This window comes from Rhodococcus sp. HNM0563, from assembly GCF_012726195.1.
Lineage (GTDB): Bacteria > Actinomycetota > Actinomycetes > Mycobacteriales > Mycobacteriaceae > Rhodococcus.
Map to the genome: position 1 here is coordinate 1 of NZ_JAASAF010000006.1, position 25754 is coordinate 25754.

Below are 25754 nucleotides of genomic sequence, written 5' to 3' on the forward strand. Positions count from 1 at the left end.
GGCAACCCGCCCTCGGAGATCGGGGTACCCACACCCGCGGGGGTGAAGAACGCCGGAATCCCGGCGCCACCGGCGCGGAGCTTCTCCGCGAGGGTGCCCTGCGGTGTCAACTCCACCTCGAGCTCACCGGAGAGGTACTGGCGTGCGAATTCCTTGTTCTCACCGACGTACGACGCGGTGACCCTCCGGATCCGTTTCTCACCGAGAAGAATCCCGAGTCCGTGCCCGTCGACACCGCAATTGTTGGAAAACACCTCGAAATCGGTGGCGTCGCCCGCGGCGATCGCCTTGATCAACTCGTCGGGGATACCGCACAGACCGAAACCGCCGACGGCGAGCAGCGCACCCGACGGAATGTCCGCAACGGCGGCCTCGGGCGTCTCGAATACCTTGGAAGCCAAATCCAATACCTCTCCGGTCCATGGGACACATCGCCACCGGGCAGATGTGTCCGCTGAGTGAACACGCCTTCTTTGCTGTGTACCAATTAATAGTGTGGGTGATCACATTGCAAGGGCATCGCGGGCTGAAATTGCACATTGGTCGCTGAACGAACACGCCATCGGAGAGTGTTCACTCAGTGGACGTATGCTGAGCCTGTGACATCAGGCGCTCAGGGACAGTTGGTCGGGAGGGTTGCAGCACTCCTGCGGGCCGTCTCCGCCCACGAACCGGCCGGAGTGTCGACGTCCGACCTCGCACGCGAGACCGATCTTGCCAGGCCGACGGTCCACCGCCTGCTCGCCACGCTCGCCGACGAAGGACTGGTCGACAGGCACCGCGACAACGGGCGATGGACATTGGGCCCGGAGTTGTATCTGCTCGGTTCACTCGCAGCCGCGCGCTACGACATCGCGGAACTCGCAGGGGACGTCCTACGCGACCTCGCCCGGGAAACCGGGGAGAGCGCCTATCTTTCCGCACGGCGTGGTGACGAGACCGTGTGCCTGGCCGTCGAGGAAGGCAGCTTTCCGCTGCGTTCGCATGTGCTGCACATCGGGATCCGGTTCCCGCTGGGCGTGGCGTCGGCGGGGCTGGCGATCCTGTCGCATCTACCCGACCGGGACATCGACGCGTATCTGTCGAGAACCGATCTCTCAACGGAGTGGGGGCCCGACCACGCGAGAGGTGATATCGAGAAGCGCATCGCCGCTACCCGTTTGGCCGGGTACTCGGTCAATCCGGCGCTCATCGTCGAGGGCAGTTGGGGGATGGGCGCGGCGGTGTTCGACACACGCGACACCCCGACGTGGGCGCTCAGCATCACCGGCGTCGAAAGCCGTTTCCGCGACGACCGCCGCGCCGGCCTCGGCGAGTCACTGCTGAACCAGGCGCACCGGCTCACTCAACTGCTACGACGACGGCCGCAGCCGGGCCACTGACCCTTGCGGGATCAGCGGCCCGGCGAGTGTCAGTCCGCGCGGCTCGGGACCCGCTGAAGGAGCCGCTCGGCGTGCTTCAGAATCGGGCCGTCGACCATCTTGCCCTCGAAATCGAAGACGCCTCGCTGGCTTTGCGCGGCGGCAAGCACGCGCCGTGCCCAGTCGGCTTCTTCCTCGGTGGGCGCGAACGCACGGCGGATCACCTCGATCTGAGCGGGGTGAATCGCGACCTTGATGTCGAATCCGACAGCCACCGTGTCGAGGGATTCCTCGTACAACCCATCGGTGTCCTTGATGTCGAGGTATACCGAGTCCAGCGCCCAGCAGGCATGACCTTTCGCGGCGAGCAGCGACACCGACCGAGCATGCTGCGCGACAGCCCGGTAGGTTCCATCGGCGTGTCGGCTCGAGTTGCCGCCGAGCCCCGCGACAAGGTCTTCGGCACCCCACATGACACCGATCGTGTTGTCCGCCTTCGCGATCTCCTCGACGGCGAGCACTCCCAGCGGCGACTCGATCAGAGCAACGACCTCGAGCAGTTCGAGGGAGCGCACTTCGTCGGCGCTTTCACACTTCGGGAGCATCACCCGGGTGTAGGACGTGCGACGCAGCGCTTCGAGGTCGAGTTCGTGATCGGCGGTTCCCACCGGGTTGACCCGCACGACTGTGCGTTCCGGGTCGAGCGGGGTGGCGACGAGTGCGTCGCGGGCGGCCTGCTTGTCGCCGGCCGACACGGCGTCCTCGAGGTCGATGATGACGACGTCGGAGCGGTCGGCTGCCTTGGCGTAGCGTTCGGGACGGTCGGCCGGTACGAAAAGCCATGCGGGGCCGGGTAGTTCCCAAGTCATGAGGTGGGCCTCTTCTGTACGAGTGTTTTACGGACCGCGATGCCGACGACATCGCCGTGCTGGTTGCGGCCCGTGTGCTCGAGGGTGACGATGCCTTCGCCTGGGCGACTCTTCGACTCACGCTTGTCGAGGATCTTCGTCTCGACGTAGAGGGTGTCGCCGTGGAACAGCGGCTTCGGGAACGACACTTCGGAGAACCCGAGGTTTGCGACGATCGTGCCCTGCGTGAGCTGCGCGACGGACAGGCCGATCATCGTGGACAGGGTGAACATCGAGTTCACCAGTCGCTCACCGAAACTCGTCCCCGCAGCGTACGCGGCATCGAGGTGCAGGGCCTGCGTGTTCATCGTCTGCGTCGTGAACAGCGTGTTGTCGGCCTCGGTGATGGTGCGGCCCGGCCGATGCTCGTAGATCGCGCCGAGCTCGTACTCTTCGAACCACAGACCACGCTGAGTAATTCGCTTTTCGGTCTCGCTCACAGTCCCAGCCCCCGTGCGATGAGCATCAGCTGCACCTCGGTGGTGCCCTCACCGATTTCGAGGATCTTGCTGTCGCGGTAGTGCCGGGCCACGGCGTATTCGTTCATGAACCCGTAACCGCCGTGGATCTGCGTGGCGTCGCGCGCGTTGTCCATGGCCGCCTCGGAGGCAACGAGTTTCGCGATGGACGCCTGCTTCTTGAACGGCTTTCCGGCGAGCATGGCAGCCGCGGCGTCGTAGTAGGCGGTACGAGCGGTATGGGCACGCGCTTCCATCCGCGCGATCTTGAATGCGATGGCCTGGTTGTTGCCGATCGCGGTGCCGAACGCTTCGCGCTCCTTGGCGTACTTGATCGATTCGTCGACGCAGCCCTGCGCGGCACCGACCGACAGCGCCGCGATCGCGATGCGGCCCTCGTCGAGAATGCGCAGGAAGTTCGCGTAGCCGCGACCACGCTGCCCGAGGAGGTTCGCTTCGGGGACGCGCACATCGGCGAAGGTCAGCGGGTGGGTGTCGGAGGCATTCCAGCCGACCTTGTTGTAGGCGGGTTCCGCGGTGAATCCGGGGGTATCGGCGGGCACGAGGATCGTCGAGATCTCCTTCTTCCCGTTCGCGTCGGCCCCGGTGACCGCGGTGACCGTGACGAGAGAGGTGATGTCGGTGCCGGAGTTGGTGATGAACTGCTTGTTGCCGTTGATCACCCAGTGCCCGTCCTCGAGCTTCGCGGTGGTCTTGGTACCTCCTGCATCGCTACCGGCGCCGGGCTCGGTCAGGCCGAACGCCGCGAGGTTGCGGCCACTCGTGAGCTGCGGCAGCCATTCCTGCTTCTGCTCCTCGGTGCCGAAGCGGTAGACCGGCATCGCGCCGAGCGAGACGCCCGCCTCGAGGGTGATGGCGACCGACTGATCGACCTTGCCGAGTTCCTCGAGTGCGAGGCAGAGGGCGAAATAGTCGCCGCCCATTCCGCCGTACTCCTCGGGGAAGGGAAGACCGAACAGACCCATATCCGCCATTCCCTGCACCACTTCGTACGGGAACGAATGCTCGGCGTCGTGCTTGGCCGCGACCGGCGCGACGACGGTGCGCGCGAAGTCAGCGACGGACTTCTTCAGCTGTTCGTATTCGTCGGGGAGTTGGCCGGTGGCCAGGTACGACGGGGAACCGTGGTTTGTCGGCTCGGTCATGCCACATCTTCTTTCGTGTCGGCGTGCGGAGTGATGCGTGCGAGCAGTTGATCGACCTTGACCTGTTCGCCTGCGGCAGCGAACAGTTCGACGACGCCGTCGATCGGGGCGGTGAGCGCGTGCTCCATCTTCATGGCTTCGACGATTGCGATCGTCTGGCCCGCGGTGACCTCGGCGCCTGCGTCTACGGGAACGGCAATGACGGAACCCGGCATCGGGCTCGTGATATCGGCGTCGCCGGCCTGATCGTCGCCGCCACGCACGCTGGCCTCGCGGACCTCACGGACCGCGACGGCGCCGTGTCCGTCGGCGAGCCAGATCGCGTCGTCGACCTCCGCGACCCGGAACACCTGACGGCGGCCGTCGAGCACGACCGCGAGGACCGAACCGTCCAGGGTCGCGGACAGCGAATACTCTTTGCCATCTTCGACATTCACGATTCCGGAGACGGGGGTCCCGGTGAGCCGCACGTGCGCGGTGCGATCACCGGACGCAAGGCGATAACTCGTGGGCACATGCGGGCCCACGCGCCATCCGTCGGGAATGTCCCACGGGTCGGAGGTGTCGTCGGGCCAGTGCTGCAACCAGCGAAGCACGGCCGCAGCGACCAGGGCGGCATCGGAGGTCTGCGGTGCGGTGTAGTCGCCGAGCCGCCGATCGAGCAGGCCGGTGTCCAGTGCGCCTGCCACTACCTCGGGATCGGCCAGCAGGAACCGCGCGAAGTCGATATTGGTCACCACACCGAGCACCGCGGTATCGGCGAGCGCGCGATCGAGGCGCCGCAGCGCTCCGGCACGATCGTCGGCGTGCGCGATGACCTTGGCGAGCATCGGGTCGTAATCACTGCCGACGACGGTTCCCGGCTGCAGACCGGAGTCGACGCGCACTCCGGGACCGGACGCTTCGACCACGTCGGCGACGGTGCCGCCGGTGGGCAGGAACCCGCGACCGGGATCCTCGGCGTACACGCGGGCTTCGATGGCGTGACCGGTGAGGGCGATGTCGTCCTGGGTGAATCCGAGGGGCTCCCCGGCGGCGACACGCACCTGCCACTCGACGAGGTCGAGGCCGGTGACCATCTCGGTGACGGGATGCTCGACCTGCAGGCGGGTGTTCATCTCCATGAAGAAGAACTCGTCGGGGGCGTCGGCCGAGACGATGAACTCGACGGTGCCAGCGCCGGTGTAGTCGACGCTCCGCGCGGTGTTGCAGGCCGCTTCACCGATACGAGCGCGGGTGGCCTCGTCGAGCAGCGGTGACGGCGCTTCCTCGATGACCTTCTGGTGGCGACGCTGCAGGCTGCATTCGCGCTCGCCGAGGTGGACGACGTTGCCGTGGGTGTCGGCGAGGATCTGCACCTCGATGTGTCGCGGTCGCAGTACGAATCGCTCGAGGAAGAGTGTGTCGTCGCCGAACGACGACGCGGCCTCGCGACGCGCGGAGACCAGGGCGTCGGGAAGATCGGCGGGATCGTGCACCAGCCGCATGCCCTTGCCGCCACCTCCGGCCGACGGCTTGACCAGCACCGGGTAGCCGACTTCGGCGGCGCCGGCGATCAACTCGTCGTCGGTCAGGCCCGGTCGTGAGATACCCGGGACGACGGGGACATCGAACTCCGAGACCGCGCCCTTGGCCGTGATCTTGTCGCCCATGGTCTCGATCGCGTGGGCGGACGGGCCGAGGAATGCGATACCCGCCGTGGCGCACGCGGAAGCGAAAGCCGAGTTCTCCGACAGGAATCCGTAGCCCGGGTGGATCGCCTGCGCACCGGTTTCGACTGCCGCGGCGATGACCTTGTCGATCACCAGGTAGCTCTCGCGGGCCGCGGCGGGCCCGAGGAGTACAGCGGTGTCGGCTTCGCGCACGTGCCGGGCGTCGCGGTCGGCCTCACTGAACACTGCGACTGAGCGGATGCCCATCGACCGCAGCGTGCGGATGACGCGGACGGCGATCTCTCCGCGGTTGGCTACCAGTACTGTATCGATGCGTTTCGTGTCACTCATCTCGCTCACATCCGGAAGACGCCGTAGGAGACCGGCTCGAGCGGCGCGTTCGCACACGTCGAGAGTGCCAGTCCGAGAACTTTTCTGGTGTCGGCGGGGTCGATGATGCCGTCGTCCCACAACCGAGCGGTGGAGTAGTAGGGGTTGCCCTGGTCTTCGTACTGTTCACGGATCGGGGCCTTGAACGCTTCTTCGTCGTCGGCCGACCACGGCTTGCCCGATGCGTCGAGCTGATCCGAACGCACGGTCGCGAGGACCGATGCGGCCTGCTCGCCACCCATCACCGAGATGCGGGCATTGGGCCACATCCACAGGAAGCGAGGCGAATACGCGCGCCCGCACATCGAGTAGTTGCCGGCGCCGTAGGAACCGCCGACGACGACGGTGAGCTTGGGAACGCGGGCGCACGCGACGGCGGTGACCATCTTCGCGCCGTGCTTGGCGATCCCGGCGGCCTCGTAGTCGCGGCCGACCATGAATCCGGAGATGTTCTGAAGGAACAGCAGCGGAACGGAGCGCTTGTCGCACAACTCGATGAAATGTGCGCCCTTGAGCGCAGATTCACCGAAGAGCACACCGTTGTTGGCGATGATGCCGACGGGGTGGCCGTGGATGCGCGCGAATCCGGTGACCAGGGTCTTGCCGTATTCGGCCTTGAACTCGTGGAACGAGGAGCCGTCGACCACCCGGGAGATGACCTCGCGCACGTCGTACGGGGTGCGCGAATCGGTGGGGACCACGTCGTAGAGTTCGGCCGGGTCGGCGTCGGGTTCGGCGGTCGGTGCGACGTCCCACGGGCGCGGGGTGCGCGGTCCGAGGGTCGAGACGATGTTGCGCACGATGCGCAGGGCGTCGCGGTCATCTTCGGCGAGGTGGTCGGTGACGCCGGAAACCTTCGAATGCAGGTCGCCGCCACCGAGCTCTTCGGCCGTGACGACCTCACCGGTCGCGGCCTTCACCAGCGGCGGGCCGCCGAGGAAGATGGTGCCCTGGTTACGGACGATGACGGCCTCGTCGCTCATCGCGGGCACGTAGGCGCCGCCGGCGGTGCACGAACCGAGGACCGCCGCGATCTGCGGGATCCCCTGCGCGCTCATCGTCGCCTGGTTGTAGAAGATGCGGCCGAAATGCTCGCGATCGGGGAAGACCTCGTCCTGCCGGGGCAGGAAGGCGCCACCGGAGTCGACGAGGTAGATGCACGGCAGCTTGTTCTGCAACGCGACTTCCTGCGCGCGCAGATGCTTCTTGACGGTGATCGGGTAGTAGGTGCCGCCCTTGACCGTGGCGTCGTTCGCGACGATCACGCACTCGCGACCGGCGACGCGGCCGATCCCGGTGATGACTCCGGCGCCGGGGCACTCGTCGTCGTACATGCCGTTCGCCGCGAGCGGGGACAGCTCGAGGAACGGGCTTCCGGTGTCGAGAAGCTCGTCGACGCGGTCGCGGGGGAGCAGCTTCCCTCGCGCGACGTGGCGTTCGCGGGATTTCTCGCTGCCCCCGAGGGCTGCAGCAGCAAGCTTCTCCCGGAGTTCCCTGACCAATTGTTCGTGCTGGTCACGGCTAGTTTTCGAGAGAGCGTGAGCGGTTGTCACGGTCACCATCCTCGGTTGTTTGACCTAATCACCATTAACTGAAAGACTAGGTTAGTCATGATTAACCGAGTTGTCCACACCACATCGAGTGGAGTTTCCGCATGAACCAGGCCACCGACGTGGATCAGGCCACGCTCACGCCGCGGTCACTCGCGAAAGCCGAGCGGCGACGGCAACTACTGGTGGCCGCTGCGAGACTGATCGCCGAGCGCGGCTTCACCGGCGTGCGGCTCGAAGATCTCGGGGCGGCCGTCGGCATCAGCGGACCAGCGGTCTACCGGCACTTTCCCAACAAGGACGCACTGCTTGTCGAGATACTCGTCGACATCAGCCGACGCCTGTTCGCCGGCGGCACTGCGGTCGAGGAGCGCACCTCCGATCCCCGCGAGACACTCGAGGGCCTCGTCGACTTCCACCTCGACTTCGCGCTGGGAGAACAGGACCTCATCCGCGTCCAGGACCGCGAACTGCACTCACTCACCGAAGAGGGACGACGCCAGGTCCGTACCCTGCAGCGCCGCTACGTCGAGATCTGGGTGGGCGTGCTGTGCCGTATCGATCCGGCACTCGCCGAATCCGACGCCCGCACCATGGCGCATGCGACCTTCGGGCTCATCAACTCCACACCACACAGCGCCGACCCTCGGTCACCGCGCAGCACCCGCACCGTGCTGCGACGGATGGCACTCGCAGCACTCGACTCCACACGTGTGGATAAGTAGGACAAGGAGATCGGTCATGAGCTACTTCGAACGCACCGGGAAGCACTCTTTCCGCGCAACCGAGCATGTGGGTGGCGCATGGAACATCACGGAACAGCACATCGCGCCCGCCTTCGGACTGCTCGCGCACGTCGTCGAATGCGACCGCGACGCACGGCGCAACGACGGCCTGGTGATCGGCCGCCTCTCCTACGACATCCTCGGGGTCCTTCCGATCGGCGATATGGATGCCGAGGTGACGGTGCTGCGTCCGGGCCGCACCATCGAACTCGTCGAGGCCGTGCTCAGCCACGGCGGACGTGCCGCTGTGCGACTGCGGGCGTGGCTCATGGCTCCGGGTGCCACCGATGCACTCGAGGGCACATCGCTACCCCGGATCGTCTCGCCGGACGAGATGAAACCCTGGGACGCCTCGCAGGTGTGGCCGGGCGGGTTCATCGAATCTGCGGAGGTCCGGCGAGATCAGGTAGAGCCTGGACGAGCCTCGTTCTGGGTGCGTACCCCGATTCCGCTGCTCGCCGATGAGAAGGTCAGCGACCTCGCCCACGCTGTCCGGCTCTTCGACATCTCCAACGGCATGACCGTGCGCGCCGACCCGAAGGCCGTCGCCTTCCCCAACCTCGATCTGACCGCCCATCTGTTCAGGCAGCCGCAGGGTGACTGGGTCGGCTTCGACACCACCGTCTCGTTCGGGGCCGACGGCATCGGCCTGACCAGCAGCGTCCTGCACGACACCGCCGGACCGGTCGGCACGATGTCGCAGATCCTCACGGTGCGCCCCAACTGAACTCTGCTCCACACCACCGATTCCCGTACCGTCGGGTCGACGATCCTGTACGACGCGACAAGGAGAATCGGGTGAGCAGGACCGCGGTACACGACATCTCGCGCCCCCTGCTGTGGCGTGCAGTCCTGCTCTGGATCGTCGTGTGGGCAGTGTGTGGGCTCGCCGCCCCGATCGTGCAGGACGCGACCGGCCTGTCCACGGATGTGCTGGCGCTGGTCATGCTTGCGCCTGCCCTCGCGTCGGCCGTCGTGTGGCTCGCAGTGCGACGCGACCTTCCGGCGCCGTGGCCGCCAGTGGCCACCCGCGCGATCGTGTGGCCCACCGTGCTCGCCCTCGTGTGGATTGCAGTGTTCACCGCGGGACTCGTCGCAGCCGGCTTCTCGTTCGGCTCCGGAATCGGTGTCGCCGGAGTTCCGCTCGCGGTGGTGCTGGTGGCGCAAGCCGTCGGGGCCCTCGGCGAGGAGATCGGGTGGCGCGGCACGCTGCAGCATCTCGCCGAATCACGGATGTCCCGATGGGTAGCTGCCCTGCTTCTCGGCGCAGTGTTCGGCGCGACCCATGTCGGCTACTGGTCGGAAGGCCCCCTGTTCGTCGCGGGATTTTCCCTCTCGACGGCACTGATGGGGCTCGCAATGGTGCTGATCGCCCGGGGCAGTTTCGCGCAGCGCATGATCCCGGCGACGCTCATCCACCTCGGCCTGAACCTGGTGACCGCCGACGCCGGCGGCTTCGACGACCCGTGGCTCCTCATCGCACCGGCCGCAGCAGCAACCGCGGTCGTTCTCATCGCCACGCGGATGACGAATTACGATCCGGCGCGCATCCCGCGGCCCGCATCCGTCCCAACCGAGTGAGTGAGGTCCTAGGCTCCCCACCGAGTGAACGAGGTTCTAGGCTCCCCACCGAGCGAACGAGGTTCTAGGCTCACAGAATGGCAGACATGACGGTGGATATTCGATCCCTCGAGGACCTGACGGCCGCACTCGAATCGACCGGTTACCTCGCCGACGAGGGTGTCGCGATGTCGGCGTTCCTCGCGCTCCGCATGGGCAGGCCTCTGTTCTGTGAAGGAGAGCCCGGCACGGGAAAGACCTCCCTGGCCGTCGCACTTGCAGAAGCACTGAACCTGCCGTTGATCCGGCTGCAGTGCCACGAGGGCATCGATGCGTCGCAAGCACTGTACGACTGGGATTTCCCCCGGCAATTGCTGCACCTACGCACGCTCGAAGCCGCCAGCGAAGGAAGCTTCGACGCCGACACCGCCGAACGCTCCCTCTACACCGAACGATTCCTGCTCGCGCGTCCACTCCTGCAGGCACTCACCGACGCGCCATGTGTGCTGCTCGTCGACGAAATCGACCGCGCCGACGACGAATTCGAAGCCTTCCTGCTGCAGATTCTCGACGAGAACTCCGTGACCATCCCCGAACTCGGTGAGATCCGGGCAAGCGTTCCGCCCCTCGTCGTACTCACGTCCAACCGCACTCGTGAGGTGCACGACGCGCTCAAACGACGCTGCCTCTACCACTGGGTCGAGCACCCCGGCCTCGATCGCGAGATCGGGATCCTGCGTAGACGTCTGCCCGGAATCGATGCGGCACTCGCTGAACAGATCGCCCGTGCCGTTCACGCTCTCCGCGACGCGGATCTGCTCAAACCCCCGGGTGTCGCCGAATCCCTCGACTGGGCACGGGCGCTGATCGAACTCGACCGCGACGTGCTCGACACCGCGACGGCTGCCGCAACCCTCGGCGCTGTCCTGAAGTATCGCGAAGACCTCGAACGGGTCGCGCGCGCCGGACTCGACCGGATCCTGGCAGGCTGAACACATGGGCGACGGTGCGCTCGTCGGCGTTGCAGGGTTCGCGCGAGCCCTCGAAGAAGCCGGCCTCCCGGTCACACTCGACGCCACGCACGCCTACGTTCGTGCCCTACTCGAAGTGGATGCGAGCAACCCGGCGCACGTGTACTGGACGGGTCGCACGACCCTCTGCCGCGACCCCGACGACATCCCCCGCTACGACCTCGCGTTCGAAGCGTGGTTCGGCGGCGACCTGCCCGTCATCTCCCGCACCACCGGACAGCAGCAGCGCACCGCCACGGTTGCCGCGCTCACCTCGCCGGGTGGGTCCGACAGCGAAGGCGACGACTCGCCACGACTCCAGGTCGCCGCCGACGACACCGAGATCCTGCGGCACCGCGACATCGCCGAGCTCACCCCGGCCGAACGCGCCCACCTCGACGAGATGCTCACGCTGCTCGAACCCCGCCCACCGAGACGACCCGCAGCGCGCCTGCGGCCGTCGCGACGCGGCACCGTCGACCCGCGGCGCACCCTGCGTGCCATGCTCGCCGCGGGCGGTGAAGCAGTGCGGCCTGCCCGGCATAGTCGCGCGACCCGCCCGCGCCGGGTGGTACTGCTCATCGACGTGTCCGGCTCCATGAGCCCCTACGCAGATGCACTCCTGCGTTTCGCGCACGTCGTCACCCGCAGCAACCCTGCTGCCACCGAAGTGTTCTCCCTCGGCACACGCATGACCCGCCTGTCGCGTGCGATGCGTGCCCGCGACCCCGAACGCGCGCTGGCCGCGGCATCGAGCACCGTTCCCGATTGGGCAGGCGGCACCCGGCTCGGCGACACGTTGCGTGCGTTCCTCGACCGTTGGGGCCGACGAGGCATCGCCCGGGGCGCTGTCGTCGTCGTCTTCTCCGACGGCTGGGAACGCGGCGACACGTCTCTGCTCGCCGAACAGATGGCACAACTGCGCCGGCTCGCCCACGCCGTACTGTGGGTCAACCCCCATGCGGGCGCCGACGGCTACGAACCCATCCAGTCCGGGATCTCGGCCGCACTCCCGCACCTCGACCGACTGCTCGCCGGGCACAGCCTTGCGACGTTGGAGGAACTGCTGAAGGAGGTCCATCGTGCGTGATGTTCTCGACGAACTCGAGCGCCGCTACCGCGCAGGAGAAACCGTCGCATTGGGCACCGTCGTCTCGACGTTCCGGTCCGCGCCACGCGAGGCCGGCGCATCGATGCTCGTCGCGGGCGACGGCACCGTCACGGGCAGCGTGTCCGGCGGATGCGTCGAGGGCGCGGTCTACGAATTGGGCCGAGACGTCATCGGCGACGGCAACGCCGTGCTGCAGCGATACGGGGTGTCCGACGACGACGCCTTCGCGGTCGGCCTGACCTGCGGCGGCATCATCGACGTCTTCGTCGAACGCATCGACCCCGCGGAGTTCACCGCGCTCGGCGACGTCATCGACTCGATCCACGCGAGCGAACCCGTCGCGGTCGCCACCGTCACCGAACATCCCGACCCTACCGTGATCGGGCGCCGCATGGTGGTGTGGCCGGACCGGTCCGACGGCGAACTGCCGTCTGCCCGCATGACGGACGCGATCACCGACGATGCGCGCGGCCTGCTCGATGTGGGCCGTTCCGGGACCCTGCACTACGGACCCGATGGTCAGCGACGCGGTGAAGGTATGTCCGTGTTCGTCAACGCATTCCAGCCGCGACCCCGGCTACTGGTGTTCGGGGCAATCGATTTCGCGGCCGCGATGGCCACGCTCGGTGCCTTTCTCGGCTATCGGGTGACGGTGTGCGACGCGCGCGGTGTGTTCGCGACCCCCGCACGTTTCCCGTCGGCCGACGAGGTGGTCGTCGAGTGGCCGCACCGCTATCTCGCCGCCGAACACGAAGCGGGCCGGGTCGACAAGCGCACGGTGATCGCGGTGCTCACCCACGACCCGAAGTTCGACGTACCGCTTCTCGAAGTGGCGCTACGAATCGATGTCGCCTACGTGGGAGCGATGGGCTCACGCCGCACGCACGACGACAGGCTCGCCCGCCTGCGCGAGATCGGTATCACCGACGAAGAGATCGCCAAGCTGAGCTCGCCGATCGGCCTCGATCTCGGGGCCCGCACCCCCGAAGAGACCGCGGTGTCGATCGGCGCCGAGATCATCGCGCTGCGGTGGGGCGGACAGGGGCAACGCCTCGCGGACCGGCAAGGGCCGATCCACACACACGACAGCTGATGACCGAATGTCACCTTCGTACAGTCGACGTGACTGAAGGTGACATTCGGCCGTCGGCCGAAAGCCGTTCTCAGAAGTACTGGGCTCCGCCGTCGATCGCCAGACTCTGCGCGGTGACGAACGCCGATTCGTCGGAGGCCAGGAACGCGACCATGTTCGAGATCTCGTCGGCCTCCGCCATGTACTTGTTCAGGAACGGCATCGTCATACCGCCGAGGCGCGGATTGGACTCCGCGGTCTGCGCGATGCGTTCACGCATACTTCCCGACCCCATCGGGGTGTTCACCGCGCCGGGATGGATGCTGTTGACGCGGATGTCGTGTTGCCCGAGCTCTGCCGCGAAAGCGCGGGCCATGCCGACGAGCGCGTGCTTGCTGGTGGTGTAGTGCACCATGAACGGCTGCAGCTTCACCCCGGCCAGTGAGCTGGTGACGACGATCGACCCGCCGCCGCGGGTGATCAGGTGCGGCGTGGTCGCGGTGATCGTGTTCCACACACCGGTGACGTTGATGTCGAGGGTGTCGCGGAAGCTCTCGGGCGTGACCTCGTCCCACGTCTGCGGAATGCAGATACCGGCGTTGGCGACCACCACATCGAGACCGCCGAACTGCGCGACTCCCTCCTCGACCACCGCTTTCATACCGTCGAGATCGCGGACGTCGCACTGCTTCAGCTGCGCCTTCGCACCTTCCGACTCGACGAGCCGCCGCGTTTCCTCCAGGTCGTCGAGGGTGGCGGAATCGTAGGGGACGCCGGGTAGCGGGCCTGCGAGATCGATTCCGACGATCTGCGCGCCCTCACGGGCCAGCCGTACGGCGTGGGCGCGGCCCTGGCCACGGGCAACTCCGGTGATGAACGCGATCTTGTTGTCGAGCCGGGCCATGTGCAGTTCCTCTCGCGGTCGGAGCTTCGGCCGCCGGCGCTGCTGCGGCCGAGAGATTTCCGTCAATCACCTCCTTTCTACGCGCGGGATACAGGAAGCTGGCAGTGACTCATATCACTGGCATACACACGGGATTGCGGAAAGCACTGGGAGGTCCGATGCGCATCGTGGTCACGGTCGACGGAGCGGTCTACACCGACGACGTCGAACCCCGGCTCCTTCTCGTCCACTACCTGCGGGAACGACTCGGCAAGGTGGGCACTGTCGTGGGATGCGACACCAGCAACTGCGGTGCGTGCACCGTCCTGCTGGACGGCAAGAGCGTCAAGTCCTGCTCGGTGCTCGCCGTGCAGGCCGACGACAGGGCTGTCACGACGGTCGAAGGCCTCGCGAAGGACGGCGCGCTCCACCCCGTCCAAGAAGCCTTCCGCGAGAAACACGCGCTGCAGTGCGGGTACTGCACGCCCGGCATGATCATGGCGACCGTCGACCTGCTGAACGAGAACCCCGACCCCGACGAGGAGCAGGTCCGGCTCGGCCTCGAAGGAAACCTCTGTCGTTGCACGGGATATCAGAACATCGTGGCCGCCGCGCAGGACGCTGCCCGGCGTATGCAGGGAACCCGGACGGAGGATGCCCGATGACCACCACCGAATCACGCAGCGCCAGCGGGGTGGAGCCCGAGATCGGGCAGTCCCGTCGCCGCAAGGAGGACGAGCATCTCCTCACCGGCCGGACCCGCTGGACGGACAACATCGTTCTCCCCGGCATGCTGCATGCCGCGATCCTGCGCAGTCCCTTCTCCCACGCCCGCATCACCGGCATCGATGTGGAGGGGGCGAAGACACTGCCCGGCGTCATCGCCGTGTACACGGGCGCCGACCTCGCCGAAGAGCAGGGGAGCCTGCCGTGTGCGTGGCCGATCACCGAGGACCAGCTGGCTCCGCCCGCGCCGTCACTGGCCGTCGACACCGTCAACTTCGCCGGTGAGGCAGTCGCAGTCGTGGTGGCACGCACCGCCTACGAGGCACACGACGCACTCGATTCCATCGACGTCGACTACGAGGACCTACCGGTGGTGCTCGACCTCACCGACGCGGCAGCCGATACCGAACTGGTGCACCCCGACCTCGGTACCAACCGCAGCGCCACATGGACATTCGACTCCGCCGAAGCAGGCAGCGGGGGCAATGTCGAGGACGCGATCCGCGACGCGGAAGTTCTCATCGAACGCACCTTTCGTCAGCAACGCCTGATTCCTGCGTTCATGGAACCCCGATCGGTGGTCGTCGATCCGACTGCCACGCAGATCACCATGTGGTCGGCCACCCAGGTGCCACACGTGCTCAAGCTGATGCTGGCGATGTCGCTCGGCATTCCCGAGCACAAGTTGCGGGTGATCGCACCCGATGTGGGCGGCGGCTTCGGTGGCAAGCTGCAGGTGACTCCGGAAGAAGTACTCACGCTGCTCATCGCGCGCAGACTCCACAAGCCGGTCAAGTACACCGAGTCGCGTAGCGAGTCGATGGTCGCGGCGCATCACGGCCGCGACCAGGTTCAGAAACTTACGCTCGCCGCCCGGCGCGACGGCACCGTCACCGGTTTCAAGGTCGAGCTGCTCGCCGACATGGGCGCCTACCTGCGTCTCGTCACGCCCGGGGTGCCGATCCTCGGCGCGTTCATGTTCACCGGAATCTACAAGTTCGACTCCTACCGCTTCACCTGCACGAACGTGTTCACCAACAAGGTGCCCACCGACGCATACCGCGGTGCGGGGCGCCCCGAGGCGACGTTCGCGATCGAAAGGATGATGGACGAACTCGCCGTCGAACTGTCAATGGACCCGATCGAAGTACGTGAGAAGAACTGGATCAAGCACGAAGAGTTCCCGTTCGATTCGGTGGCGGGCCTGACCTACGACTCGGGCAACTACGAAGCGGCCACTGCGAAGGCCCTGGAACTGTTCGACTACGACGGCCTGCGCCGTGAGCAGGCGCAACGGCGTGAATCGAAGGATCCGATTCAGCTCGGCATCGGGGTGTCGACGTTCACCGAGATGTGCGGTCTGGCACCGTCTCGAGTCCTCGGATCGCTGTCGTACGGAGCAGGCGGGTGGGAGCACGCGGCTGTCCGCATGCTGCCCACAGGGAAGGTCGAAGTGGTCACCGGGTCGTCGGCCCACGGCCAGGGACACGAGACCGCGTGGAGCCAGATCGTCGCCGATCAGCTGGGAATTCCGTTCGACGATATCGAGATCCTGCACGGCGACACCCAGTCGTCGCCCCGTGGACTCGACACCTACGGGTCACGCTCGCTCGCTGTCGGTGGTATCGCCGTGGTCAAGGCTGCCGAGAAAGTCGTGGCGAAGGCGCGGCCGATCGCGGCGCACCTGATGGAATGTGCGGAAGACGATCTCGAATTCACCGGCGGCCGGTTCAAGGTGAAGGGCACCGAGAAGTCCGTTGCGCTGACCGACGTCGCACTCGCCGTGTTCGCCGCGCACGACCTACCCGACGGCGTCGAGCCGAATCTCGATTCCGAAGCGACGTACGATCCGGACAACTTTTCGTTCCCGCACGGCACACACCTGTGTGCGGTGGAGATCGACACCGAGACGGGGCACGTACGCATCCGCAAGTACGTATGCGTCGACGACATCGGGCACGTTGTGAACCCGCTCATCGTGGAGGGTCAGGTGCACGGTGGTCTGGCCCAGGGGATCTCTCAGGCGTTGTACGAGGAGGCCGTCCACGACGAGTCCGGAACACTGCTCAGCGGCTCGTTCGCCGAATATCTGCTGCCGACGGCGGTGGATCTCCCGAGTTTCGTCACCGACCGCACCAACACACCGGCTCCAGGAAACCCGCTAGGAGTCAAGGGAGTCGGTGAAGCAGGCACGATCGCGTCGACACCCGCCGTGGTCAACTCCGTACTCGACGCGCTCCGGCCCTTCGGGGTTCGTTCCATCGACATGCCGTGCACGCCCATGCGGGTCTGGCACGCCCTCCGTTCCGCCGAGGAGACAAACCGATGATTCCCGCTGAATTCGAGTACGCCGCTCCCACCACACTCGACGAGGCCGTCTCGGCACTGAACGAAGCCGGTGAAGACGCCAAGGTGCTGGCCGGAGGCCAGAGCCTGATGCCGGTACTGCGGCTCCGGATGGCAGCACCGACCACCATCATCGACCTCGGTCGCGTCTCTGACCTGCGCGGTATCCGCGAGGACGGCGATACCCTGGTGATCGGCGCGACCACTACGCACTACGAGGTGCTGCACGATCCGCTCGTCGCCCGGCATGCACAGTTGCTGGCGGAGGCCACCGCCACCGTCGCCGATCCGCAGATCCGCCACCGCGGAACGTTGGGCGGTGCGCTCGTGCATGCCGATCCCGCAGGGGACCTGTCGGCTCCTGCTCTGGCGCTCGACGCGGAATTCGTCGTCGTCGGCGCGTCCGGTACACGCACCGTCACGGCGTCGGACTTCTTCGAGGACTACTTCACGACCGCAGTTCGGCCCGGTGAAATCCTTGCGGAGATCCGCATTCCCAAGCACACGGGGTGGCAGGCACGCTATGAGAAGTTCCATCGTGCAGCGCAACAATGGTCGATCGTGGGTGTCGCAGCGACAATCGACATCGACAATGGCACGATCCGACAAGCGAAGGTCGCCCTGACGAACATGGCGGCGGTGCCCGTACGGGCCCGCGCGGTCGAAGAAGCACTCGTCGGGCAAGCGGCCACCGCCGACACGATCGCGTCAGCCGCCGAACACGCGGCAGACGGGACCGATCCGATGACCGACGGCAATGCCGACGCCGAGTATCGAAGCCACCTGGCGACGGTCCTCGCCCGGCGAGCCGTGACGACCGCGGCGGGACTCTGAGTAGCCCCGCAGAAACGACGCAGGAGAATCGATGCAACTCGAACACCAGCTGTCCGTACCGGCACCCGTCGACGAGGTGTGGGCCGCGCTGCTCGACCCGGAGAAGGTCGCTCCCTGCATGCCCGGGGCAACACTGACCGGTGTGGACGGTGACACCTTCACCGGCACAGTGAAGGTCAAGCTGGGCCCGGTCGCGCTCACGTACAAGGGCACCGGCGTCTACGTCGAGAAGGACGAGTCGGCCAGGCGAGCAGTCATCGAAGCGAACGCGAAGGACGCGAGGGGCAACGGAACCGTCAGCGCCACCATCACCATCGTGCTCACCGGCGAGGGCGACCACACCGACGGCACCGTGACCACCGACATGACCATCACGGGCAAGCCGGCGCAGTTCGGCCGCGGCATGATCTCGGACGTCGGCGGCAAGATCCTCGAACAGTTCGCAGCGTGCCTGTCCGAGAAGCTCGGCCCGGGAGCAGCCGAGCCCGAGGAGGCTCCTGCCGCAGGCGCGAGCGCTTCCACTCCGGCGACTGCTGCTCCGTCGACCGCTCCTTCGGCACCGGCGAGCGCACCGAAGCCGCAGGCACCGGCGGCGCAGCCCGAAGCCGAGCCGCTCGACCTCATGCACTATGCGAGCGGTTCCGCCGTGCAACGCATCGCGCCGGTCGTGGGGATCGCCGCAATTCTCGCGGTGATCCTCGTGGTGATCCTCCGCAAGCGCTCGAACTGACCGCACCGCTCGCTCTCCGCGGTGACCGGAAGACCTTCAGGTCACCGCGGAGAGGCGTGTGGTGTGGAGTCCGGCAGCCAGATCGGGTGTGGCGATCACCGACAATTCGGTGCGCAGCCAGCGGTGGCCCGGGTCGTCGTCGAACTCCTCGTGCCACACCGCCCACTCACGGACGGCGGGCAGCGAGAAGTTCGGTTCGAGGATCCGTAGCTGCGCCACACCGGCGATCCGCCGTGCCATGCGCTCGGGAATGATCGTCACGAGGTCGGTCATCTCGAGCACGTACGGCAACACCGCGATGTTGGTGGTCGTCGCGGACGGCCTCGTACCGATCCCGGCCCGGGACAGGGTTCGGCTCAGGCTCTTGTCGCCGCCGTACTGCAGATAGGACAGCAGCGGGTAGCCGGCGAGCACATCCGCGGTGAGTTCGATACCTGCGTACGGATGTCCGCTCCACACGACCCCGACGTATCGGTCGTGGAGGACGACCCGGCGACGGCACTGTTCGAATTCGGATGTGGCGAGAAGTTGTTCCGGCACCACGGCGAGGTCGACCTCGTGGCTGTGGAATGCCTCGATCCCGGCCATCGACAGTGGGTGCATGTCGAACCTGATGCCGTGTGATCGGTACCGATTCCGTCTCAGGAGATTCCGGAGCAGCGTCACCTCCGAGTAGTCCCCGGTCAAGAGCGTGAAGGCACGCTCGGCTGTCGCGGGATCGAACTCGGGGACAGTGAGGATCGAGCGTTCCACGGTGGACAGCACGCGGCGGAGCGGTTCGGCGAGGGCGAGTGCACGCGGCGTCGGCCGCAGTGTTCGTCCGCTCTTGACGAGAAGTGGGTCGTCGAACTGCTTGCGCAGGCGCGCAAGCGCGGTGCTGGTGGCGGGTTGCGACATGTTCAGTCGGCGTGCAGCCTTCGTCACATTGCATTCGGTGAGGAGGACATCGAGGACGACGAGCAGATTCAGATCGACTCGACGCAGTTCCACCGCATTTCTCCTCTTCATGGGGGATTGCTCGGCCTGGGGGATCCTATCCCAGTCGCCCGTTACATACTGAACGTCCGGTATCTGTTACATCGAATACCTGATATCCAAATCGGACATGCAATTTGTATAAACGCATGACACGGCCCTAATCTGGCCCAGATCTCACTGGTTGAGTGTTAGATTGCCGATCTTTTGTCAGGGGAAGGTCCCGATTTCGGCCCGGCCGGTGTGAGACACGGATCAGAAAGGCCAGACCCACCCCCCATGAGCCTCTTCCGCAACCTACGGCTGCCGACACCGGACAACTGGCGCCTGTGGCAGAAGGTCACGGCGGTTGTCGCTGTGCCCCTCATCGCAGCCTCGCTCTACGGCGGACTGCGCGTGTACGACACCGTCCAAGAGGCGACGCACTACTCCGAGCAGGCCGAGCGGGTGACGATCATCCCCACATTGGCACAGTGGAGCATGGGCGTCGCAGGCGCTGCGCTGGCAAACATGATCCACCTGCCCACCGACAACGCCGCGGCGATCATCTCCGAGAACGAGCCGGCGCTCGACGCGTTCCTCGCCGACAACGAGCTGGATCCCAAGATCATGGGCGCAGTGTCGCGCGCTGTCCAGGAAGGCGAGGCCCTCTACCAGAGCGCCACTCAAGGCGGAGTATCGCGTGAGGCTCTCCACGAACAGGTCCAGGGATTCGTCTCCCGGATCACGCTGGTATTCCGCACCATCGTCGACTCGACCGGTGACTCCCAGGTGCTCGACGATGCCGGCCTGCTCCTCTCCACCTGGGACACCCAGTGGGAGATCATCGACCAGATCGTCGCGTTCGGGGCGCTCATGGACGGGTCCGAGGCGGCGAGCCTCATGTTCACCAACGCGCAGGCCGCCGAGGCGGGCAAGCTCGCGCTGTTCCTCGAGAGCGTCAATGATCCCGAGCTGGCGAGCCAGCTCAATGGACTGATGGACCAGCGACGAGCCCTCATCGCGGGTATCGACGACGCGTCCACCGACGTCTCTGCACTGCGCAACTCCATCTTCGCGACCCTGACCATGTACCAGGAGGTCGTCGACGGGGCAGGTACCCGCATCGTCGCGACCCTCGACGATCTCGCGTCCACGGCCAAGCGCGACGCCTGGGGAACGGCCATCGGCGTGACGGTCATCCTCACGCTTGCCCTCGCCCTCGCCCTGCTTGTTGCCGCTTCTCTGATCCGGCCGCTACGACGCCTCCGCAACGACACCCTCCGTGCTGCCGAAGTCGGCCTGCCGGAAGCGATCGCGACGATCAAGAACGGCGCCGACATCGAAACGGTCAATCTCGATCCGGTCCGCGTCACCACGCGTGAGGAGATCGGTGAGGTCGCCCGCGCGGTCGACAACATGGGTGCGGGTGCGCTCCGCCTCGCAGGTGAGCAGGCAGCACTTCGCCGTCAGGTCAACGAGATGCTCGAAACCCTTGCGCGGCGGAACAAGACCCTCGTCGAGCAGCAGCTCACGCTCATCGACTCGCTCGAGCACGAAGAACGCGACCCCACACGACTCCAGAACCTGTTCGCGCTCGACCACCTTGCAGCACGTATGCGACGCACCGGCGATTCGCTGCTCGTGCTCGCAGGCACCCGTCAGCGCATGGGACGCGTGCCCGACACCCCGTTGAGCGACGTGCTCCGCGCCGCGGTCTCCCAGGTCGAGAACTACCAGCGTGTCGATTTCGGTAACGCACCGGAAGGCAGCCTGCTCGGCAGCTCCGTGACCGACATCGTGCACCTCGTCGCCGAACTCCTCGACAACGCGCTCCGCGCCTCCCCACCGGACAGCACTGTCGCATTCGCGTTCTCCCGCGCGGTCGACGGTGGGCTGCTGCTCGAGATCGCCGACCGCGGAATCGGCATCCCGAGCGAGGAACTGATCGACGTCAACGATCGACTCTCGAGCGACGACGAGGGCAGCTGGGGCGCCGCCCGACGCATGGGTCTGTTCGTGGTCGCGCGCCTCGCTGCGCGTAACGGGATCACGGTGCGCCTGCGCCCGACATTCGACTCCACGACCAACGCCGGCATCACCGCGAGCGTCTATCTGCCCATCCGACTGCTCAAGGGCGTGGGCAACTCTGTCAGCGACACGTACCAGATCGACCGTCCGCGGCGGCTGCAGCGATCGGCGACCGAGACCGAGCATGCGATCAACCCGTACCCGCTCGCACAGGAGATTTCCGAACGGCCCGCAGGACAGCAGCCGCCGAGGAATTCGTTCTCCGAGAACACAGGGCAGTACGACTCGAGCCCGCAGTACGACCCTGAGGCTCAGTTCGATCCTGAGGCGCAGTTCGATCCTGAGCCCCAGTACGGCTCCGACTCTCAGTACAACTACAACTCCGAGGCCCAGTACTTGCCGGAACCCCAGTACGGTCAGGGCCCACAGCACGGGCAGCCGTACGAGGGTGGTCAGGGGCAAGACGTCGACGGTGAGTGGCAGCAGGATCCAGCACCGCGCTCGCAGAACTCCGGCACGAGCCCGACCATCCAGCGCGGCCGCCTCCACGAGCGGTGGCCGAGCAGGCGCGAGGACTGAGCCCGGGCTCACCGCGAGCCACCGATACCGACATACGTGCGGCTGACGACATTGTCGTCGGCCGCACGTATGTCTACAGCGTCCGACTCGGTCCGACATGCCCCTCCGGATCGTGATCTTCTCGCAATCATCACCGAAAAAAGTGACGGCAGACACTTATTTCAAAGAATACCGTTCGGTCTCCCGGTTGCCGGATTCCAACTCCTACCAGCAGAAATAGTGGCGGACCCCGTAGCCTGCACCGGAAATGGCCGCAATGAAGACGTGACCTTTCCGTTATATTCGCCTACGGTCGTGGTAATCCCGGCAACGGGAGTAACAGACCAGCGGCGCCGGGCCGAAACGCACCCGTCGGGGGTGGCCCGGCGTCGCGCCCCTCAGGGCGCTCGCCGTCACGACATGAGCCGGACGGCTCCGAATCCAGCGGCCGCTGCCACCACCGCGAGGACAAGGGTCCCCAGGGCCCCGAAAAACGCAGCGCGGTACCTGCCCTCCTCGAGCAGCCGCACCGTTTCTACGCTCACCGTGCTGAATGTGGTGTATCCGCCGCAGAATCCGACGCCGAGGACGACTTCGAGTCGCCGATCCGCGTCGTGGAGCAAGACGAGGCCCATCAGAATCCCGAGCAACAACGATCCCGACACGTTGACCACGAGCGTCGACCATGGGAACTGCAGGCTCCGACGATTGCGAATCTCCCCGTCCACCACGAATCGCGCCAGCGCGCCGAGGCTTCCCGCAAGAGCCACCCACAGGGACATCACGACGCGCCACGCCGGCCAAGGCGCGCACCCACCGCAATGCCCATACCCGCCGCACAGACGCCCAGAATCACCGAGAGAACCGCGTAGGACGCAGCGAGCACGAGATTGCCGTCACGCCCGAACGTCGTCACTTCGACGGCGAAGGTGCTGTATGTCGTGAATGCGCCGAGCAGGCCCGTCCCCGCGGCAAGGCGAAGCAGGTATCGACGACCCGTATCAGGCCCTGTTCGCAGCAGAGCCTCGAGCAACAAACCGAGAGCAAAGGCTCCCACGACATTGACCGCGAACGTGGCGGTCGGCCAGCCGTGCGGCGAGGAAGGAAACACGAGGCCGGCGTAGTAACGACCGAGCGTCCCGAGCGCACCGCCGACGGCGACCGCCGCGAGCGCGGACGGGCGGCGATATGCGGCGGCACCTCGGTCGTCGACCACAGGTCAGTTCCTTCCCGTGAGAAGTAGGAACCTACCGCCGAAACTATGAAGCGGCCACTCGCGCAGCTCGGGCCTCGAGCTCGTCAGCGTCGACCTCTGCACCCCACGCCCGCAGCGCCGACGCGGTCACGCGCAGCGACTCCGCCGACGGCGTCGTGGACGACACTGCCGGTGCGGGACGACTCTTGCGTCCGGCCAGGGGGAACATCGCGCTGAAGAGCATGCTTGACCTTTCGTGCGGATCTGCCAGATAGTGCGCACGGCCGAGCGCCCACGACGGAGCTCCCGAACACACAGGTTGTCCGTTACGGGTCTACCACCGAGTAACTTGGATGTGAATGCGAAGTGAGTCACATCGCCGCGCGCGGCAGCGGACCCGACAGGTCACCGCGTGGGGCACACGACCCCGATACCCATGAGTGAGCGAAATCATGACGTTCACACAGGGATCCGCGCGTCCAGCACACTGCCCGACTCATCGGATCGGCGCGAACATCTCCTCGGCAAGCAGCGCCGGCGCCTCGAGCGGGAGCAGGCGGCCCGCACCCTGCACGACCTCGACAGTTGCGCCGATCTCGCTCGCGATCTTCCTCAGCGGGGCGACCTGCACGAGCGGGTCCTGATCTCCCACCACGAGCTCCACAGCGCGGCCGTTCCACCGCTGCCACAGCGACCGGCCGATACGAGGCATCCCCGCCAGCGACGTGCAGTACGCACCGACGCGGCACGACCACCGCAGTGTGGCCTCGTCCGGCTCGAAGCCCGAACCCGCGAGAGCGCGGAGGTAACGCTCGGTGTTCTCGAAGTTCGGCTCATTGCGCCATTGGAGGCCCGGAATCAGTGCGCGGTGCCAACGCGCACGCGGTACCAGTCCGAGGGGCGCGGCGAGGACGAGTTTCTCGACCCGCTCCACGTCGGTGATCGCAGCAGCAACCGACGCAGCCCATCCGAGCCCCAGGATCGGTGCCACGCCGATCTCCAGCAGATCGAGGATCTCCGTGAGCCATCGGCCGTACGCGGCGTGGACGTTGCCCTCAGGGCGGGTGCATGCGCTGGCCCCCGGCAAGCCGGGCAGGTCGACGAGCAGCACTCGCCGGGACGGATCGAACGAGTCGGCCAGATCGCGCAGGCCCGCAGCAGGGAGGTCACCTCCCGCAAGGACGACGATCGGATGCCCCGTCGCGGGCCCGACGCTGAGCACGTGGGTCTCTCCGAGGGACGTACGTGCTACCTGCTCGTCGACGGGCCTCGGCCAGTGCGACAGCATTCCTGCACACGCGTGATGGATGACGCTGTCATCGCCGGGACAACGGTACGGGGACTTGGTGAGCATTCCCAGTCACCCACCGATCCGGACCAGAGCTGCATCTTCACAGGTGAACGGCATGTTTGGATCTTCTCTCGTACGTACGACACATCTCTCGCCGACCAGACTTCCGGCACACCGCAGGACACCGTAGCTCACTGTTCGGCACTCACGCCAGCAGGGCTTCTCAGAGCACGCACACCAGTACCAATCTCCCCATCAGCACCATCGGCGAGTATCGTTCCGATCACGTTGTGGCCTCTGCCACAGCACCGTACGGTCTTGACCTTCAGCAGATCTCGCGAAAGGAACATGATGGACATCGACGTACTGGTCGTCATCGGCGTCGGCGGAATGGGACTCGCGATTGCGCGGCGACTCGGCGCAGGCCGCACCGTTCTACTGGCAGACTTCGACGAGGAAACCCTCGGCAACGCCGCAACTACCCTCCACGGCGAGGGCCACACCGTGAAGACGCACGTCGTCGACGTGTCCGATCACAATTCGGTTGCCTCGCTCGCCGATTCTGCGGCCGGACTCGGACGCGTCACTCACGTTGCACACACCGCCGGGGTGTCGCCCGAGCAGGCGCCCATCGACACAGTCCTGAAAGTGGATCTCCTGGGTGTCGCACTCGTCCTCGACGAGTTCGCCCGGGTCATCGCTCCGCGCGGGGCCGGCGTCGTGATCGCCAGCATGGCCGGCCACATGGGAGCCCTACCTTCCGAACACGAGACGGCGCTCGCTGTCACGCCGGCAGCCGAACTACTCGACCTTCCCTTCCTCGACCCCGAGAAGCTGGGACACCCCGGAATCGCGTACACCGTCGCGAAACGTGGAAATGCCCTGCGGGTGCAGGCAGCGGCGGCCGCATGGGGAAAGCGCGGGGCGCGAATCAATTCCATCAGCCCCGGCGTCATCTCCACTCCCATGGGCAGGCAGGAACTCTCCGGTGAATCCGGGCAGCGCATGCAATCGATGGTGGACATGTCGGCAACCGGCAGACTCGGCACCCCCGATGACATCGCAGGTGCAGCTGCGTTCCTCCTCGACCCGCAGGCCGGTTTCATCACCGGCACAGACCTTCTGGTCGACGGTGGCGTGGTCGCCGCGGTCCGTGCTGTTCAGCAGGCAGGAACGAACTGAC

At 66.2% G+C, this 25754-nt stretch carries 25 protein-coding genes; 13 read left to right on the top strand and 12 right to left on the bottom strand.

Features of this window, described 5'->3' with window-relative positions; genetic code table 11:
* On the bottom strand, positions 1-401 hold a 401-nt coding region (locus HCA61_RS14670; RefSeq protein WP_169688942.1), incomplete at its 3' end, for a CoA transferase subunit A.
* 198 nt (positions 402-599) lie between these two features.
* Here HCA61_RS14670 and HCA61_RS14675 point away from each other — a divergent pair.
* Positions 600-1382 (top strand): IclR family transcriptional regulator, encoded by a 783-nt coding sequence (locus tag HCA61_RS14675; protein ID WP_169688943.1) that lies wholly within the window; start codon positions 600-602, stop codon positions 1380-1382.
* A 29-nt stretch (positions 1383-1411) separates the two neighbouring features.
* Here HCA61_RS14675 and HCA61_RS14680 read toward each other — a convergent pair whose 3' ends face one another.
* Genes HCA61_RS14680 through HCA61_RS14700 form a run of 5 tightly spaced genes read right to left on the bottom strand, consistent with a single transcriptional unit; the run spans position 1412 to position 7497 of the window.
* Complete coding sequence (locus tag HCA61_RS14680; protein ID WP_169688944.1) at positions 1412-2230, bottom strand: CoA ester lyase; 819 nt, start codon at positions 2228-2230, stop codon at positions 1412-1414.
* Complete coding sequence (locus HCA61_RS14685) at positions 2227-2709, bottom strand: MaoC family dehydratase (RefSeq protein WP_169688945.1); 483 nt, start codon at positions 2707-2709, stop codon at positions 2227-2229. The genes HCA61_RS14680 and HCA61_RS14685 overlap by 4 nt, the downstream gene beginning before the upstream one ends.
* The gene (locus tag HCA61_RS14690; RefSeq protein WP_169688946.1) at positions 2706-3893 is read right to left on the bottom strand and encodes an acyl-CoA dehydrogenase family protein; all 1188 of its coding nucleotides are present in this window, start codon (positions 3891-3893) and stop codon (positions 2706-2708) included. The genes HCA61_RS14685 and HCA61_RS14690 overlap by 4 nt, the downstream gene beginning before the upstream one ends.
* Positions 3890-5896, bottom strand: a complete 2007-nt coding sequence (locus tag HCA61_RS14695; protein WP_169688947.1) for an acetyl/propionyl/methylcrotonyl-CoA carboxylase subunit alpha — start codon at positions 5894-5896, stop codon at positions 3890-3892. The genes HCA61_RS14690 and HCA61_RS14695 overlap by 4 nt, the downstream gene beginning before the upstream one ends.
* Before the next feature lie 5 nt (positions 5897-5901).
* Positions 5902-7497, bottom strand: coding sequence for a carboxyl transferase domain-containing protein (locus HCA61_RS14700; protein ID WP_169688948.1), 1596 nt, complete (start codon positions 7495-7497; stop codon positions 5902-5904).
* Positions 7498-7589: 92 nt separating this feature from the next.
* Here HCA61_RS14700 and HCA61_RS14705 point away from each other — a divergent pair, with 92 nt between their 5' ends.
* The 6 genes from HCA61_RS14705 (at position 7590) to HCA61_RS14730 (ending at position 13044) form a co-directional block, all read left to right on the top strand.
* Complete coding sequence (locus tag HCA61_RS14705) at positions 7590-8210, top strand: TetR/AcrR family transcriptional regulator (RefSeq protein ID WP_169688949.1); 621 nt, start codon at positions 7590-7592, stop codon at positions 8208-8210.
* 16 nt (positions 8211-8226) lie between these two features.
* A complete protein-coding gene (locus HCA61_RS14710) occupies positions 8227-8997 on the top strand; it encodes a thioesterase family protein (RefSeq protein ID WP_169688950.1) in 771 nt (256 codons plus the stop codon).
* A gap of 71 nt (positions 8998-9068) precedes the next feature.
* The gene (locus tag HCA61_RS14715; RefSeq protein ID WP_169688951.1) at positions 9069-9851 is read left to right on the top strand and encodes a type II CAAX endopeptidase family protein; all 783 of its coding nucleotides are present in this window, start codon (positions 9069-9071) and stop codon (positions 9849-9851) included.
* An 86-nt stretch (positions 9852-9937) separates the two neighbouring features.
* Positions 9938-10822, top strand: a complete 885-nt coding sequence (locus HCA61_RS14720; RefSeq protein WP_169689316.1) for a MoxR family ATPase — start codon at positions 9938-9940, stop codon at positions 10820-10822.
* Between the two features lie 4 nt (positions 10823-10826).
* A complete protein-coding gene (locus HCA61_RS14725) occupies positions 10827-11930 on the top strand; it encodes a VWA domain-containing protein (protein WP_169688952.1) in 1104 nt (367 codons plus the stop codon).
* Positions 11923-13044, top strand: a complete 1122-nt coding sequence (locus HCA61_RS14730; RefSeq protein ID WP_169688953.1) for an XdhC family protein — start codon at positions 11923-11925, stop codon at positions 13042-13044. Before HCA61_RS14725 ends, HCA61_RS14730 begins: the two co-directional genes overlap by 8 nt.
* 70 nt (positions 13045-13114) lie before the next feature.
* Here HCA61_RS14730 and HCA61_RS14735 read toward each other — a convergent pair whose 3' ends face one another.
* Positions 13115-13927: a mycofactocin-coupled SDR family oxidoreductase gene (locus tag HCA61_RS14735; protein WP_169688954.1), complete on the bottom strand. Its 813-nt coding sequence runs from the start codon at positions 13925-13927 to the stop codon at positions 13115-13117.
* A gap of 158 nt (positions 13928-14085) precedes the next feature.
* Between HCA61_RS14735 and HCA61_RS14740 the strand changes: the two genes are divergently transcribed.
* From HCA61_RS14740 to HCA61_RS14755, 4 genes are read left to right on the top strand one after another with little or no spacing between them, the layout of a single operon-like run.
* Positions 14086-14571, top strand: coding sequence for a (2Fe-2S)-binding protein (locus HCA61_RS14740; RefSeq protein ID WP_169688955.1), 486 nt, complete (start codon positions 14086-14088; stop codon positions 14569-14571).
* Positions 14568-16961 (top strand): xanthine dehydrogenase family protein molybdopterin-binding subunit, encoded by a 2394-nt coding sequence (locus HCA61_RS14745; protein ID WP_169688956.1) that lies wholly within the window; start codon positions 14568-14570, stop codon positions 16959-16961. Before HCA61_RS14740 ends, HCA61_RS14745 begins: the two co-directional genes overlap by 4 nt.
* Positions 16958-17812 carry a xanthine dehydrogenase family protein subunit M gene (locus tag HCA61_RS14750; RefSeq protein WP_169688957.1) on the top strand — a complete coding sequence of 285 codons (855 nt, stop codon included), beginning with the start codon at positions 16958-16960 and terminating at the stop codon, positions 17810-17812. The genes HCA61_RS14745 and HCA61_RS14750 overlap by 4 nt, the downstream gene beginning before the upstream one ends.
* Before the next feature lie 31 nt (positions 17813-17843).
* Complete coding sequence (locus HCA61_RS14755) at positions 17844-18542, top strand: SRPBCC family protein (RefSeq protein WP_169688958.1); 699 nt, start codon at positions 17844-17846, stop codon at positions 18540-18542.
* A gap of 36 nt (positions 18543-18578) precedes the next feature.
* On the opposite strand, the gene HCA61_RS14760 is transcribed toward HCA61_RS14755, so the two are convergent.
* On the bottom strand, positions 18579-19532 hold the full coding sequence (locus tag HCA61_RS14760) for a LysR family transcriptional regulator (RefSeq protein ID WP_169688959.1): 954 nt from the start codon (positions 19530-19532) through the stop codon (positions 18579-18581).
* Between the two features lie 264 nt (positions 19533-19796).
* Between HCA61_RS14760 and HCA61_RS14765 the strand changes: the two genes are divergently transcribed.
* Positions 19797-22106: an ATP-binding protein gene (locus HCA61_RS14765; protein WP_169688960.1), complete on the top strand. Its 2310-nt coding sequence runs from the start codon at positions 19797-19799 to the stop codon at positions 22104-22106.
* Between the two features lie 392 nt (positions 22107-22498).
* On the opposite strand, the gene crcB is transcribed toward HCA61_RS14765, so the two are convergent.
* From crcB to HCA61_RS14785, 4 genes are all read right to left on the bottom strand, one after another.
* On the bottom strand, positions 22499-22867 hold the full coding sequence (gene crcB, locus HCA61_RS14770) for a fluoride efflux transporter CrcB (RefSeq protein WP_206040139.1): 369 nt from the start codon (positions 22865-22867) through the stop codon (positions 22499-22501).
* On the bottom strand, positions 22867-23301 hold the full coding sequence (locus tag HCA61_RS14775) for a CrcB family protein (RefSeq protein WP_169688962.1): 435 nt from the start codon (positions 23299-23301) through the stop codon (positions 22867-22869). The genes crcB and HCA61_RS14775 overlap by 1 nt, the downstream gene beginning before the upstream one ends.
* Before the next feature lie 43 nt (positions 23302-23344).
* Positions 23345-23524, bottom strand: coding sequence for a hypothetical protein (locus HCA61_RS14780; protein WP_169688963.1), 180 nt, complete (start codon positions 23522-23524; stop codon positions 23345-23347).
* A 252-nt stretch (positions 23525-23776) separates the two neighbouring features.
* Positions 23777-24634, bottom strand: a complete 858-nt coding sequence (locus HCA61_RS14785; RefSeq protein ID WP_240959568.1) for an alpha/beta hydrolase — start codon at positions 24632-24634, stop codon at positions 23777-23779.
* A gap of 288 nt (positions 24635-24922) precedes the next feature.
* Between HCA61_RS14785 and HCA61_RS14790 the strand changes: the two genes are divergently transcribed.
* Complete coding sequence (locus HCA61_RS14790) at positions 24923-25753, top strand: SDR family oxidoreductase (protein ID WP_169689318.1); 831 nt, start codon at positions 24923-24925, stop codon at positions 25751-25753.
* Position 25754: the final 1 nt, after the last annotated feature.

Coding starts and splice junctions, on each gene's coding strand:
- HCA61_RS14680 (WP_169688944.1), bottom strand. CDS start 2,230: ATGACTTGGGAACTACCCGGCCCCGCATGGCTTTTCGTACCGGCCGAC.
- HCA61_RS14690 (WP_169688946.1), bottom strand. CDS start 3,893: ATGACCGAGCCGACAAACCACGGTTCCCCGTCGTACCTGGCCACCGGC.
- HCA61_RS14695 (WP_169688947.1), bottom strand. CDS start 5,896: ATGAGTGACACGAAACGCATCGATACAGTACTGGTAGCCAACCGCGGA.
- HCA61_RS14700 (WP_169688948.1), bottom strand. CDS start 7,497: ATGGTGACCGTGACAACCGCTCACGCTCTCTCGAAAACTAGCCGTGAC.
- HCA61_RS14705 (WP_169688949.1), top strand. CDS start 7,590: ATGAACCAGGCCACCGACGTGGATCAGGCCACGCTCACGCCGCGGTCA.
- HCA61_RS14710 (WP_169688950.1), top strand. CDS start 8,227: ATGAGCTACTTCGAACGCACCGGGAAGCACTCTTTCCGCGCAACCGAG.
- HCA61_RS14720 (WP_169689316.1), top strand. CDS start 9,938: ATGACGGTGGATATTCGATCCCTCGAGGACCTGACGGCCGCACTCGAA.
- HCA61_RS14725 (WP_169688952.1), top strand. CDS start 10,827: ATGGGCGACGGTGCGCTCGTCGGCGTTGCAGGGTTCGCGCGAGCCCTC.
- HCA61_RS14735 (WP_169688954.1), bottom strand. CDS start 13,927: ATGGCCCGGCTCGACAACAAGATCGCGTTCATCACCGGAGTTGCCCGT.
- HCA61_RS14740 (WP_169688955.1), top strand. CDS start 14,086: ATGCGCATCGTGGTCACGGTCGACGGAGCGGTCTACACCGACGACGTC.
- HCA61_RS14745 (WP_169688956.1), top strand. CDS start 14,568: ATGACCACCACCGAATCACGCAGCGCCAGCGGGGTGGAGCCCGAGATC.
- HCA61_RS14750 (WP_169688957.1), top strand. CDS start 16,958: ATGATTCCCGCTGAATTCGAGTACGCCGCTCCCACCACACTCGACGAG.
- HCA61_RS14755 (WP_169688958.1), top strand. CDS start 17,844: ATGCAACTCGAACACCAGCTGTCCGTACCGGCACCCGTCGACGAGGTG.
- HCA61_RS14765 (WP_169688960.1), top strand. CDS start 19,797: ATGAGCCTCTTCCGCAACCTACGGCTGCCGACACCGGACAACTGGCGC.
- crcB (WP_206040139.1), bottom strand. CDS start 22,867: ATGTCCCTGTGGGTGGCTCTTGCGGGAAGCCTCGGCGCGCTGGCGCGA.
- HCA61_RS14780 (WP_169688963.1), bottom strand. CDS start 23,524: ATGCTCTTCAGCGCGATGTTCCCCCTGGCCGGACGCAAGAGTCGTCCC.
- HCA61_RS14785 (WP_240959568.1), bottom strand. CDS start 24,634: ATGCTCACCAAGTCCCCGTACCGTTGTCCCGGCGATGACAGCGTCATC.
- HCA61_RS14790 (WP_169689318.1), top strand. CDS start 24,923: ATGGACATCGACGTACTGGTCGTCATCGGCGTCGGCGGAATGGGACTC.